Annotated in this window: 10 protein-coding genes; 3 read left to right on the forward strand and 7 right to left on the reverse strand. The window is 51.8% G+C overall.

All coding sequences use genetic code 11. The annotated features are described in order from the left end of the window. Window positions 1-192 precede the first annotated feature (192 nt). Both NSQ73_RS22250 and NSQ73_RS22255 read left to right on the forward strand, forming a co-directional pair. Window positions 193-522, forward strand: a complete 330-nt coding sequence (locus tag NSQ73_RS22250) for a PadR family transcriptional regulator (protein WP_039307488.1) — start codon at window positions 193-195, stop codon at window positions 520-522. After that, window positions 519-1,100 (forward strand): DUF2812 domain-containing protein, encoded by a 582-nt coding sequence (locus NSQ73_RS22255; RefSeq protein WP_340988213.1) that lies wholly within the window; start codon window positions 519-521, stop codon window positions 1,098-1,100. Before NSQ73_RS22250 ends, NSQ73_RS22255 begins: the two co-directional genes overlap by 4 nt. Window positions 1,101-1,679: 579 nt before the next feature. Here NSQ73_RS22255 and NSQ73_RS22260 read toward each other — a convergent pair. From NSQ73_RS22260 to NSQ73_RS22290, 7 genes are all read right to left on the reverse strand, one after another. After that, entirely contained in the window at window positions 1,680-3,185 is a 1,506-nt protein-coding gene (locus NSQ73_RS22260) for an alpha-glucosidase/alpha-galactosidase (protein WP_340988214.1), read from the reverse strand. A 134-nt stretch (window positions 3,186-3,319) separates the two neighbouring features. Then, window positions 3,320-4,216, reverse strand: coding sequence for an AraC family transcriptional regulator (locus tag NSQ73_RS22265; RefSeq protein WP_340989359.1), 897 nt, complete (start codon window positions 4,214-4,216; stop codon window positions 3,320-3,322). Between the two features lie 524 nt (window positions 4,217-4,740). After that, a complete protein-coding gene (locus NSQ73_RS22270; RefSeq protein ID WP_340988216.1) occupies window positions 4,741-5,403 on the reverse strand; it encodes a Type 1 glutamine amidotransferase-like domain-containing protein in 663 nt (220 codons plus the stop codon). An 87-nt stretch (window positions 5,404-5,490) separates the two neighbouring features. Beyond that, window positions 5,491-7,545, reverse strand: a complete 2,055-nt coding sequence (locus NSQ73_RS22275) for a methyl-accepting chemotaxis protein (RefSeq protein ID WP_340988217.1) — start codon at window positions 7,543-7,545, stop codon at window positions 5,491-5,493. Window positions 7,546-7,668: 123 nt separating this feature from the next. Continuing rightward, a complete protein-coding gene (locus NSQ73_RS22280; protein ID WP_171717988.1) occupies window positions 7,669-8,517 on the reverse strand; it encodes a sugar ABC transporter permease in 849 nt (282 codons plus the stop codon). Next, complete coding sequence (locus NSQ73_RS22285; RefSeq protein WP_171717989.1) at window positions 8,514-9,827, reverse strand: carbohydrate ABC transporter permease; 1,314 nt, start codon at window positions 9,825-9,827, stop codon at window positions 8,514-8,516. Before NSQ73_RS22285 ends, NSQ73_RS22280 begins: the two co-directional genes overlap by 4 nt. A gap of 142 nt (window positions 9,828-9,969) precedes the next feature. Beyond that, the gene (locus NSQ73_RS22290; RefSeq protein ID WP_171717990.1) at window positions 9,970-11,304 is read right to left on the reverse strand and encodes a sugar ABC transporter substrate-binding protein; all 1,335 of its coding nucleotides are present in this window, start codon (window positions 11,302-11,304) and stop codon (window positions 9,970-9,972) included. Between the two features lie 737 nt (window positions 11,305-12,041). On the opposite strand from NSQ73_RS22290, the gene NSQ73_RS22295 reads away from it, so the two are divergent. Continuing rightward, the gene (locus tag NSQ73_RS22295) at window positions 12,042-13,790 is read left to right on the forward strand and encodes an alpha-glycosidase (RefSeq protein ID WP_340988218.1); all 1,749 of its coding nucleotides are present in this window, start codon (window positions 12,042-12,044) and stop codon (window positions 13,788-13,790) included. Window positions 13,791-13,814: the final 24 nt, after the last annotated feature.

Genomic DNA, 13,814 nt, shown 5'->3' on the forward strand with positions numbered 1-13,814 from the left:
TTGCTTTTTGCTTTTTGCTTTTTGTTTTTGTTTTTGCTTGTATTTTCCGCAAAATCCTCTTGACTGATATATCGGCTGCCGATATAATAAGTATATCGGTAGACGATATAGCGTCAGACGATGTAACGGCAATTGCTATAACGTCAGTTGATGCAACGATCCGTTAATATAAGACTAAGGCAGGTGAGGCAGTTGTCAGGAAGCAATGAATACGGGGCGCTGACAGAAGGCGTATATTATATTCTTCTGTCACTTTTCACCCCGATGCACGGTTATGGAATTATGCAGAATGTGAAGCTGCTGAGTAACGGGCGCGTGGAGCTTGGCGCCGGCACGCTATATGGCGCGCTTGGCACGCTGGTCGAGCGGGGCTGGATTGAGCCGCTGGCGGGCGGTCAGGATTCCCGCAAGAAGGAATACCGGATTACGGAGTCAGGCAGATCTGCACTGCTGAGCGAAATGACCAGGCTCGATGAGCTGTTGTCTAATGGAAGAAAGCTAATAGGAGGCGAACCGGAATGAGTCATGTGGTACGCAAATATTTCGCGGATTTTGAGAAGGAAGAGCAGTGGCTGAATGACATGTCTGCCAAAGGTCTTGCACTTGTTGAATACTCCTGGGCCCGTTATGTATTTGAAGAGAGTGCCCCGGGGGAATACATCTACCGGCTGGAGCTGCTGGAGGAAGATCCGAAGAAAGCCAAGTCTGCCGAATACCTGCAGTTCATGGAGGAGACAGGGGCCGAGCGTGTGCCTGCCGGTAAACGGCCATCGGGCAAGACTGTAAATGTTAACCCGCGCTGGGTAATCTTTCGAAAAAAAGCAGCGGAGGGTGCCTTCACCATCTATTCGGATACCGATTCCAAAATTAAGCATTATCAGAGAATATTCCGGTTATGGATTTCGCTCGCGGTGGCGGAGCTGATCATTGGCGTCTTTAATATATCCCTGATGTTTGTGAACAATCCCACCGCCCTCAACAGAATCAACCTTATTATGGGCCTGCTGCTCATCGTTCTGGCCCTGTTCTTCATTTCATTAAGTATGCCTATCCGCCGCAAGATTACCAAGCTGCAAAATGACAAGCTAGTCCGGGAGTGAGGCTTGGGACTCCGTGAGGCGTTCTGCGGTGACATTCGGACGTTGGCGGGGCGTTCTGTGGTGACGATTCGGGTGTTGGCGAGGCGTTCTGCGGTGATGATCCGGGTGTTGATGAAGCGTTCCAACAGCGCGTTCACCTCACTCCGGCTCCATTTAGCTTGTAAAAAGGACTGAGATTCCGCTATTCCGTCAGATTGGGCAGATTCGCAGGCCAAGCGGACTGAGATTCCGTTAATTGACCGATCAGGCTTCATTTGTGGCTCATTTGAACAAGATAACGGAATCTCAGTCCGAATCAGCGGCAATATGAGGCTTTTGGCCAAAATAGCGTCTTCTCAGTCCGCTTCATTCCGACTACGCCATCTGCACTAGTAACTCCCCAACTTGCGCCACATCCGCCAACTCCCGCCACATCCGCCTCTCTCGTCTCTCCCGTCTCTCCCACCTCTCTCGCCTCTCTCGCCACATCCGCTATTTTTTTTCATTTCCGGCTTCAATCTAATTTGTGTGACCTTCACGTCCCCGAACATCAACAAAAAGCCGGAAGCAAACGCGCTGCTTCCGGCCGAATTAACTTATTTAGTGCACCTTCTCTCTATCCTTGCCCTTATCGGACTCCCCGGCGTTTTTGTTCGCGGCCTCACGGTCCTGCATCATTTCATCCACCGTCTTCACCTTCAGCCGGGCAGCGCCTTCGTTGCCGGCATTCGTCGGGATCAGATTACCGGAAGCTAGACGTTCCTTCGCTTCAGCTATAGCCGCGCCGTACTGCGGCAGCCAAGGCTCCCCGGCAACCAGCATCTCATCCACCATCTGCCAGATCTCTTTCGGATTACAGACCGCACCGACCAGCGGGTCCATCATGAAGGCCTGGCGCAGCAGCTTGTCATCGCCATGCACGGCTGCTTCCACGGCCAGCCGCTGCACGGAGATGCTTACATTGCAGACAGCCGCCGGGCCCAGCGGCAGGTCGCCGACCAGCGGCATCGAGATACCGTTGCGGTCTACATACCCCGGAGCTTCAATAATGGCATCGTCCGGCAAATTGGAGATGACCCCGTTATTCACCATATTGAAATGACCTCTGTACACGCGGCCCGTCTCAAGTCCTTCTATTATATAGGAGCCATGCTCCTCGCCACGGTTCTCCCGGGTATACTCCAGAGCCGGTTCCTTCATCCAGTTCGGGAAGTCCGTTTCGAACCAGTTGCGGCCTTCTGTGCAGACCCGCAGGTATCCGCCTGTCTCTCCGTTGATCCAGCTGCCCAGATCAATCCAGTCCATAATCTCGCCGCTGCGTTTGCGGTACCAGGGAACATATTCGCTCAGATGTCCATTCGACTCCGTGCTGTAGTAGCCGAAGCGGCGGAGCATATCGATCCGCACCTTCTCGGTCCGGCTGAATTCCGGATGCTGCTCGAAGGCCTCCAGCAACCCGGCCGTCAGATCCTTGCCCTCATGCTTCGCAGAGATGTACCAGGTCTGGTGATTGATTCCGGCGCAGATAATATCCACCTGCGACTTCTCCAGCCCGTAGACTTCGGCGATCTGATGATGTCCGTGCTGTACGCCATGGCAGAGTCCGATGGTCCGCACACCGCCATATTTATTGCAGGCCCAGGTGAGCATGGCCATGGGATTCGAGTAATTCAGGAGCAGCACATCCGGCGCAGCCGTCTCCCGGATATCCCGGCAGATCTCCAGCATCTCGGCAATGCCGCGCTGTCCGTACATGATCCCTCCCGCACACAGCGTATCACCTACGCATTGGTCCACGCCGTATTTCAGCGGAATGTCCACATCGGTGGCGAACGCCTCAAGGCCGCCCATGCGGATAGTGCAAAATACGTACCTGGCATCCTTCAGCGCTTCTCTCCGGTCCGTGGTGGGAGCGATCACAATATCCAGGCCGTTCTCCTTAATATCCCGCTGGCACAGCTCGGTGACCATCTGCAGATTATGGCTGTTTATATCCATGAATGAGACTTCAATATTCCGGAATTCCGGTACTGTAAGCAGGTCGCGCAGCAGCCCGCGTGTAAATCCGATACTGCCCGCCCCGATAAAGGTTACTTTAAAAGACATCGTTATCATCCTCCGGCAAAGAATAGTGGGTTCCTGTCCATTGTAGCAAGGAGGCTGCGGGAAGCGTAACCAATATCATGACCACTTTGCCGTTATTGTGTCAACAATTCTCACCTTTAGATCCAGCAACCCATCTATTCCTCACTCCAGGAATGGCGGTCCAGCGAGTTGCGGTATTCGATTGGAGTACAGCCGGTATACTTTTTGAACAGGAGATGAAAATACTGCCTGCTGCTAATGCCCACATAATCGGCAATCTCCGCGACTGGAATCTCACTCTGCCCAAGCAGCATCCGGGCCTTCTCCATTCGCAGCCTGTTCAAGTAATCGGTTAAGGTCTGGCCGGTATGTGTCCTGAAGATCCGCTGCAGATAACCCGGGTGGACATTCACAGTGAGCGCAACTTCCTTGACTTGAATACTCCGGTCATAGTTCTGGTGCAGGAACTCTACCACGCGCCGTACATAGAGCTGTGAGGGCTGCTGGCTGGCCGGCAGCGATTCCCTCCGCAGTCTGGACAGACGCAGCAGCAATTCCGAGAACAGCAGCTGAACCATACTGTTTCCGCTCTTGCCCTGCTGATCCAGCTCCAGCACCAATGCCTTTAGTACATGAAACACCTCTTCCTGGTCTGACAGCACCAGACTATCGAAGGGACTCTGCAGCAAATCCGCCAGCGTCTCCTCCTCCCGGGCCAGCCTGCCTACCGAGGGGGCTACACCGACGTACTCTGTGAATGCGAACTCCACATTCAGCATCCGGCAGGAGGACCCGTCTTCGACGATCAGCCTGTGCGGAACGCCCGCATCCAGGAGAATCATTTCTCCCCGCTTCAGCCGGAAGGGGGTATGGCCTCCCGATTCATCCCGCACCTCGACCACACAGCTGCCTGAGATGAGATACATAATTTCGGTGGAATTATGCTGATGGTAGGCCATCGTGTAGTTGCTCCACTGCTTGTAATAGTAGGCCAGGAATCGCGGGCTGTAATCCCCGTCAAGCAAGGCCTGCTGAAAAAGACTTCCGTTCAACTCCGGCATCCCGCATGCCTCCTTCGCCAGTATTCATAGCACAAGTGTATCCCTTGAGCTCCGCCAGGACAAGAAGCTGGCCGAAGTCCAATACTGGAATAAATAGCTTTATAAGTTAATCATTTCTTGTATGTAAATTAGAATTTCAGGTGAGGATCACATAGATTCAGAGCTCCCGCCTCGCAGATAATCAAATTTTTTTCAGTACTCTCTATTCGCGTTAATGTTGTAAGTATTACAACTTTAGTTCATATAACCTGGGGTTGTCCGGAGTATTGTTGTATGAAATACAAGAATTGGTTCATTAATTCGATTGGATTAGATGAAATGCTGTATTTAATACAATATTTTTCCATTCAAGCTAATCTGATGAGGGGAATGTTGTATTTCGTGCAGGATTTTCGCTTATTTACTATTGCAGCAGAAAGAAGAACGCAGAAAAAACAAGAGCAAAGGCACGAAGCGCTCTACTCTTGTTTTCAATGATCATATTAAGTGTCTATCCCTACCCTTGCTTTCGATCATCAATGAATTTTAGTCAAAATATCATTCACCACGCTATACACTCCGCCGCCCTCCGCCATTTCCAGCGCTCCGTTCAACAGGTAGATCCCTGTTTCTTCATCAATCCCGTAATTCGGAAGCTCACCGAACGTACGGACGGCGGTTCTTAAATGATCTTCGTCATCCCACTGGGTAAAATGTACGGACAGCAGCAGCTCAGGGATCAGATTCAAGCCCTTGCGGTGATCAAACAACCTGCTCTCATTATCCTTAGCGGAAATAATACATAGTTCAGGGCTGATTAAAGCTCCCGCCGAGAACCCCGCAACCGGAACGCCAGACTCATACCTCCGTTTAATAGCGCCGCCGATCGCGGTATCTACAATATAATCGGCATACAGGTCCGTATCCCCGCCTCCGATGATAATGCCCGAGCAGGTCTCTATGCTCTGAACAACAACATCCGCAGGTGTAGCGGGCAGCGGCAGATAACGGAACTCTGTTAACCCTGCATCAGCCAGCGGACGCGTATAGACCGGCGCGTAATCTTCCCAGCTCTCCCCACGCTCCACGAATAATACAACAACGGGACCTGCGCCTTCACCTGCTATATCTTTATACTTCCTTGCCAGATCCTGCGTAAACGGCGGGCCCCCGCCATTCAGAAATAAGTGCTTATCCATGACATCACCTTCGGTTTTTTACAGACAACTATAACGACAAGTGTAAGTTCTGGCAATAGCACTTCACTTTATCAACTACACACCGGCTCATCCCTGAAAAGAAACCATCGACTGCTTCAGCTTCTCCGCTAACACCTCCAGCTTGCCGGACAGAGCCACCAGCTCCTCGCTCACTATGAACTGCTGTGAAGACATCGAAGCCACCTCCTCCGTTGAGGCACTGGTCTGCTGCACGACCGAGATTACGCTCGCCATGGATTGCCCCAGCTGCTGACGGTAACCGGTCAGCTCCTTAACCGCCGCCGAAGACTGGCTTAGATAACCGCTGAACACTTCCATCTCCGCCCGCACACTTTCAAAGATAAGCGAAGATTCCCGGACTGAGGTTATCTGCCCGCTGAACAGCGGTGCTGCTTCACTCACTACCTTAACCGTGTTCTCGATATGGCTGCTGATCTCCTCCGTAATTCTGGAGACAGACGCAATTGACTGGCTGGATTGGTTAGCGAGTCCCCTGATCTCATCGGCAATAACATTAAAGCCCCTCCCCGCAGCACCCGCACGTACAGCTTCAATCGAAGCATTAAGCGCCAGAATATTCGTCTGCTTGTTCATGGCAATCATCGGGGAGAGAATGCTGCGGATCAGCACCGTGCTGTCACGCAGCATGGCCGAGTTCTCCTGAATCAGATTCATCATCTTCAGGGCAGATTCACTTTGATCCACCAGCTTCTTCATCAGCTCCGCTCCCTGGCCGCTTACCGTCATGACCTTTCCTGCGGAATCAGCCATGACTGCATTCGTCCCCGCCACTTCGTCCGTCTTGTCTCCCATCAGCTCCACCTTGCGGTTGCTGCTCTCCGCTTCTGCCGCCAGGCTGGCTGCCCCGCCGGCGATCTCGCCGGTTGCGGCAGCCACTTCCCTGGCATGAGTGCGGGTCGCACCCGAAGCAAGCACCAATTGCTCGGACGTGGCCAGCACCGCCGCCGCCGAACTGCTGCTCTGGCCGGCCAGCCGGGAGATCTGCTCCATCATCCGGTTGAAGCTGTGTCCCAGCCGCCCGATCTCATCCTGGCCCTTGAAGTTCGTCCGCACCTGCAGATTCCCCTGTTCACCTTCCTCCATCAGCCGGGCCAGCTTGCCGAGCGGGCGGCCGATCAGCCGCACCAGCACATAACCAATCACCAGCGCAATCACAGCCGCAGCCAGCACAACCAGCAGTGTAATATAGAGCAGCCGGTCTGCCGATTTAGTGAAATCACTCACCGGCGCATAACCCAGCAGTGTCCAGTCAGCTGTCACCAGCGGCTGATAGACCACAAGCTGTGAGCTGCCCTGCTCATCAGCCGCAGTGAAGGATTGCTTCTGCCCTTCAACCCCGGTATCCGCTGCCTGTATGTAAGAAGGCTGTCCGAGCAGCCCGTTATCCGCCCCGTACACAATATTGCCGGCCCTGTCAAGGATGCGAATCTCCCCGGCAAGTCCGATATGCAGATTGGATAATACATCGGTCAGAGCTTTGCCCTTCACCTCAATCAGCATATAATACTCCGCTGCCGGGTTCTGGATATTCCGCAGCAGACGGCCCATTGTCATGGAGGACTCACTGTAAGCGTCGAAGAAGCCATTGGCCCGTACGGGGAACCAGACGGGATTGCCTTTGCCGTTATCGATCTCCTTCATGCGGGCAAGAACGCCTTCATCACTGCGCACGCCGCTGATACCTGTTGATTTGTAGGATTCAGCATCCACCATGCTTCTTGCGACCAGCCGGACGCCCAGCAGGCGATCATCGGAGCCCCGGACGGAATCCAGCTTACGGCGGATCCGGTCTTCAGCTGCCACCTTGGCTACCGTTCCGGCACCGGGATTATGGATGGTTTCCATATCTGATTTTAGTGCAGAGTCTACGGCGAATTGTCTTGAAAGCGCTTCATATTCAGCAAACAGGAAGTCCAGCTTGTCCGCCGCCTGCACAATAGACTGTGAGGATGCCGCTGCTACCTCATTGGTAATGATTCTTTTAGCAGCATAATAGGAGGTTAAGCCCAGCACAGAGGACAATAGCACAATTGTACAGAACAGAATCACAAATAATTTGACGCCAACCGATCTGAAGTTTAATTTCCGCTGCCGTTTCATTACGCTCTCCCCTTATTTTTCGCATAAAAAAATACAGGTGCAGCCCTTCGTTGACTGCATAAAGGCCGCACCTGTTATTCATAATGACATCAGCATTTCTTATTATCCTTATTCCTTAAGGGCTTACCCCTTGCTCGCCCCTGCGGTCAGACCATCAACAAGCAGGCGCTGCAGGAAGCCGAACAGAATCATAATCGGTACAGAGATCAATACTGCACCCGCTGCGAACAGCGTGAAGTTGGAATTCTGCATCGTATTGACCATATCCCACATTCCGACCGCGACGGTCCAGTTCTCCTTGGTCCGCAGAATCAGCTTGGCGAAGATGAAGTCCACCCATGGCCCGACAAACTGGGTCAGTGCCATATAAGTGATCATCGGGCGGGACAGCGGCAGGATAATCCGTGTGAAAATCCCGAAGTTGCTCGCCCCGTCAATCCGCGCGGCTTCATCCAGCGAACGCGGAATCGTATCCAGGAAGCCTTTGGCAATCAAGGTCCCTCCGAGCGGTGCTCCGGCAGCGTACACGATAATCAATGCCAGATGGGTATCCAGCAGATTGAACTCCTTCAGCAGCAGATAGATTGCAATCATACTCATGAAGCCCGGGAACATCCCGAGGATCAGCAGGGTTGACATGGTCGTCTTGCGGCTTTTGAACCGGAACCGGGATAAGGCGTAACTGGTCAAAAGCGTCAGCACCACGCCGATCAGCATGGAGAACACGGCAATCTTGAGCGTATTTGCGTACCAGGTTCCGAACATATAGACCGGTGAAGTGAACAACTCTTTGTAATGAGCCAGTGTAAAATGGTCGGGAATCAGCGTTTTGCTGTACAGGGATTTGCCCGGACGGAAGGATGCCAGAAGAATCCAGAGTGCCGGATAGATCGCAGCAATCGCCAGGATAACCAGAATGATGTAGCTGAGGCCCAAACGAATAAAGCTCGCAAGCTTGCGTGAGGTGATCATTGAATCATATCCTCCTCTTGGAATGACTTGGTCCGGCGGTAATTGTACAGGGAGAACCCGGCAACAATGATGAAGAGAATGATCCCTATCGCGGAAGCCATATTATTCTTGTTCTGATCCAGCGTCAGCTTATACAGCCACGTTACGAGCAGGTCGGTTGACCCGGCGTACTGATAGTTGCCGTTGACCGGGTTGCCTGCGGTCAGCAGGTAGATCGCATTGAAGTTATTGATATTGCCGGCAAACTGCATAATCAGTGTAGGCGCGGTAGAGAAGAGAATCATAGGCAGCGTAACAATCCGGAACTTCTGATAATTCGTAGCCCCGTCCACTTCGGCTGCTTCGTACATATCCCGCGGTATCGTAGTCAGCACACCCATAATCAGCAGCATGGATACCGGAATACCAACCCACATGTTGACAATAATGACCGTGACCTTTGCCCAGAACGGATCTGTCAGCCATGGCAGTCCGCCAAGTCCGAAGTAGCCGAGATACTGGTTGATCGGACCAAACTGTCCGTTGAACAGGTTGCGCATCAGCAGGAGGGAGATCATCTGCGGCACGGCATAGGGGATGATCAGAATCATTCTCCACATGCCTTTGAAGCGGACCCCTTTTTGGTTGATCAGCAGGGCAACGAGCATCCCGCCGAAATAAGTAGTTATAGTCGATAGAACCGCCCAGATAATAGTCCAGGTAAGTACTCCATAGAAGGTATGGCTCCAGGATTTCAGCACCAGCAGATTGCGGAAGGTTTCAAAGCCTACCCAGTCTACCAGTCTGGCCGGCGGAATGTGGTCCGGTGCGGCATAGTTGGTGAAGGCCAGCATGATCATAAAAACAATCGGCATGATGGTGAAGAACAAAATACCGATACCCGGAAGCAGCAAAAAGCTCTGGGCAAATTTGTAATCCAGAATATAGCGTACGGATTGCTTGAATGTATTCGATGGACGACCGGTTTCGCGTTCTGCTCCGATTTTATGGGCATCCCTAATATTCATGTACCAGACAATCAGGAATAACACAAAGAACAGCAGGGTAATCAGGCTTTCAATCAGAATAACGATGGAATGGTCACCGGGAACCATTTTGGCGATGCCCTTAACCTTCTCAAGGCGGCTTGGAGATTCCCCGAGTGTGGTGATGCCCCAGAAGGCCCTGCCCAAATTGGTAATGAAATAGAATAGTGCGGCTGCTTCTACAGCTATGAAAATAAGCCCTTTGATGAATTGGCGGTTATATATTTGTCCCAATCCCATAAAAATGGCCGACAGTACTGCGGCTCTAGCTTTGTATCGCTGCATTTCCCTTCCGTTCTCCTCTCCGCGCGGAATTCAGGAAACTGCCCGCCGCGAGCTATGCGGCGGGCGATTTGATTCCACTGTGTGCTGATGGTTGTTTGTTGCCTCAAGGGCAGCTGATGATTACACTGCCGGAGAGCTGATTTTACTGGGCAGATGCCCCGTTATTCAAATCCTTGATTTGTTCTACTGCTTTGTCCATAGCTGCCTTAGGATCAGTGTTGTTATCCCAGATTGCCGGGAGCGCTGCATTTACGGGGCTCCATACGTTACCCATTTCAGGAATCGAAGGCATCGGCTGGGAGTTCTTGGCTTGTTCAGCAAAAGCGGATACATACGGATCGCTAGTGATTTGTGCATCCTGCAGTGCTTCGTTATTCGTAGGCACGGAACCGATCAGTTTGTTGAGCGTCAGCTGCGCATCTTTGCCGGAAGCAAAGCGTGCATACAATTTAGCAGCATTCGGATACTGTGTGTAGGCGTTGACTGCGAAAATTTTGATTCCGGAGAACGTAATCGCTGTTTTGCCGTCAATAGTAGGAATCGGAGCAATTCCGAGGTTGTCGCCCAGAGCTTCTTTATAACCGGCAAGCTCCCAAGGTCCAGTAATATCCATGGCCACATCGCCAGTGTTGAACAAGCTGCGCTTGATGTCCGGGTTAATGTCGCCGCTCTTAATCGGCAATATTTCTTTCAGCTTTACAAATTCACTCAGACCTTTGATTGCGCCTTCATTGTTCAGACCGATATCGTCTTTGTCCGTGCCGTCTTTGCCGAACAGGTAACCGCCGGTTGTAGCGATGAACGGATAGTTGAAGTACATGTTGCCGACTTCCCACATAATTCCGTATCTGTTCTTGGCTTTATCAGTGAACGTTTTGCTGAAGGCAATTACATCATCGAAGGATTTAGGTGCTTCCTTGACCAGGGATTTGTTGTAGAACAGCGCATAGGTTTCTGCCGCTCTCGGATAACCGTACAGTTCACCCTCATAGGACGAACCTACGATGGATGCTTCTGTGTTCTCAGCTTTGGTCTGCTCACCGAAAATATCGTTTGGAAGCAGCAGGCTCGCGCTTGCAGCCTTACCCAGATTATCGTGAGGAATGAGGACAACGTCTGCAGCCAGACCTGACGGGCCATCTTGTGTCAGCTTGCCGACCTGATCGGGCGGTGCTACCTCTTCAATTTTGATGGGAACGTTGTACTGTGCGGTGAACTGCTTGGCGATCTCTTCAGCAAACGCTCTTTCTTCTTTACTCTCCCAGATCACCAGAGATGCGCCGTCTTCAGGCACAATCTCATCTGTTGCCGGAGCATTCCCGCCGTTCGTGCCAGCGTTGTCTGTTGCTGCTGCGTTATTCGCAGGAGCATTGGTTGCTGCTGCATTTCCCCCGTTATTGTTGTTTGAGCCGCACGCCGTAATCGACATTGCCATAGAGAACGATGCGGTGAGAACCATGAGTTTTTTCAAATTCATTGCTTTTAACCCCTCCCGATTTGTATATCACTTGATTTGAACATGATGCCTCCGACTTTGCGCAAACGATTTCAGAAGACTCAAAAAAAATTCAGGTTTTGCAGATTGACCCTTCCTTATGTGCTCCGCCAAGTTTTAGAAAGCGCTTCATTCCTGAATTCATAATACATCAGCAGGCAAGATTGTTAAAACGTTTGCACAGAGTGTATTTAAGCAAATTCAATGATTTCCTGTACATTATTTGTTATTTCCTTCTAATTTCACAGGATTTCTTCAAATATCTCTATATATCTTATTGATAAAATTTATAATCCGCATTTTTTGCTGTATTTTAGCGAATTATGTAATTTAATTTCCATATAATCTCATTTTTCAGGCTTTGGAAATCGGTTTCCTGCCTGTCGGTATTTGTGCAAATGTTTGTACAAACATATTGAACCTCAATTTATTCCATGCTATAATCCAAAACATTAAGAACGCCCCTGTTCTTCACATAATTCAAAGGCAATGTTACTTCAATTGGGTACAACCTCGGACAAGCTGCCCGGCGCCGGTTGTGCCTGTTTGGTATGCGCAGAATCTGAATGATTAGTGCGATTGTGGCACAGCTGCTGTGCTAATCATGCACTTGCCAGATATAGGACTGTGTTTGTAAAATGCTTGCTTCCGGAGCCAGCGCTGGTTTGCCCGGTGTCATTCAGGGGTGTTTGGTTCACTAAACCTTAGGAGGAATTAGTATGTTGTTAGAAGCTGTGTATCATCGTCCGCGCCTCAATTGGTCTTATGCCTACGATCATGAAACGATCCACCTGCGTCTGCGTGCCAAGAAAGGGGATTTAACCGAGGTATTCGCCTGGGCCGGAGACAAGTACGCCTGGGACAACACCAAGGAGTTGATTCCTATGACTCTTTTCACTTCGGATGCGATGTTCGATTACTGGGAGTGCGAGTCCGTCCCCCTTTACCGCCGGTTGAAGTACGGCTTCCTGCTGCAAAAGGGCCATGAGCGCATCTGGATGACCGAAAGCGATTTCCAAACCGAACGTCCCGCCAATCCAAACCGTCTGTTTGAATTCCCTTATATCAACCGCGGTGACGTCTTCATTCCTCCGGCGTGGGTGAAGGATGCTGTCTTCTATCAGATCTTCCCTGAACGCTTCGCGAACGGCGATTCCAGTCTGAATCCGGACAATGTACAGCCATGGGGCGGCACACCTAAGCCTGACAACTTCTTCGGCGGTGATCTGCAGGGGGTTATCGACCATCTGGATCATCTTACTGAGCTGGGTATCACGGGCATCTATTTCACTCCGGTCTTCACAGCCACCACCAACCATAAATATGATACGGAAGACTACATGCAGGTTGATCCGCATTTCGGGGATGTGAAGACGCTGAAAAGGCTGGTCGACGCCTGCCATGAACGCGGTATCCGTGTGCTGCTTGACGCTGTATTCAATCATGCCGGACGTACCTTCGCCCCGTTCGTGGATGTGCTGGAGAAAGGGGAAGCCTCCGCATATAAAGACTGGTTCCATGTCCGTGAGTTCCCGCTTCAGGTAGTGGATAACATTCCGAATTATGACGCTTTTGCCTTTGAGCCGCTGATGCCGAAGCTGAATACGGAGAATCCTGAGGTTAAGGAATATTTGCTGAAAGTTGCTGAGTATTGGATCCGGGAGGTCGGCATCGACGGCTGGCGCCTGGATGTGGCCAACGAGGTGGATCATGAATTCTGGCGCGACTTCCGCAAGGTGGTGAAGCGCGCGAATCCCGAGGCTTATATTCTCGGTGAGATCTGGCATGAATCCGCGCCATGGCTGGAGGGAGACAAGTTCGATGCAGTGATGAACTACCCGTTCACGGATGCGGTGCTCGACTTCTTCGTATATGGCAAACTCGATGCGGAAGGCTTCGCCAACTCCATCGGCAAACAGCTGTCGCGCTACCCGCTGCAGGCCAGCGAGGTTGCCTTCAACCTGCTGGACAGCCACGACACCCCCCGTTTGCTGACGCTTGCGGACGGGGACAAGAATAAGCTGAAGCTGGCCGCGCTGTTCCAGTTCACCTTCATGGGCACTCCCTGCATTTATTACGGGGATGAGATCGGCATGGATGGTGAAGGCGATCCGGACTGCCGCAAGTGCATGGAGTGGAATCCGGCGATGCAGGACCGCAGCCTGTTCAATTATTACCGCAAGCTGATCGAGATCCGCAGCAGCCATCCGGCACTGCGCACAGGAAGCTTCACGTTCCTGGAAGCCGGACCCGGGGGCACCAAGCTGGCTTATGAACGCAGCCTGGGCGATGATCTTATTCTCGTGCTGATCAATACTGAGGAGACCGCGCAGACCTTCCGGGCAGACGTACAGGAACGCTCCTGGAAGAACCTGTTCACCGGCGAACCGCTCCGTGCGGAACGCGGCAAGCTGTCGCTCAAGCTTCCGGCTTACGGTTATGCAGTACTGCAGGCTAATATGGCCTAGCCTCCGTCTCAGGTGCTCCATTCA

The sequence above is a fragment of the Paenibacillus sp. FSL R10-2736 genome, from assembly GCF_038000245.1.
GTDB lineage: Bacteria > Bacillota > Bacilli > Paenibacillales > Paenibacillaceae > Paenibacillus_AQ > Paenibacillus_AQ phytohabitans.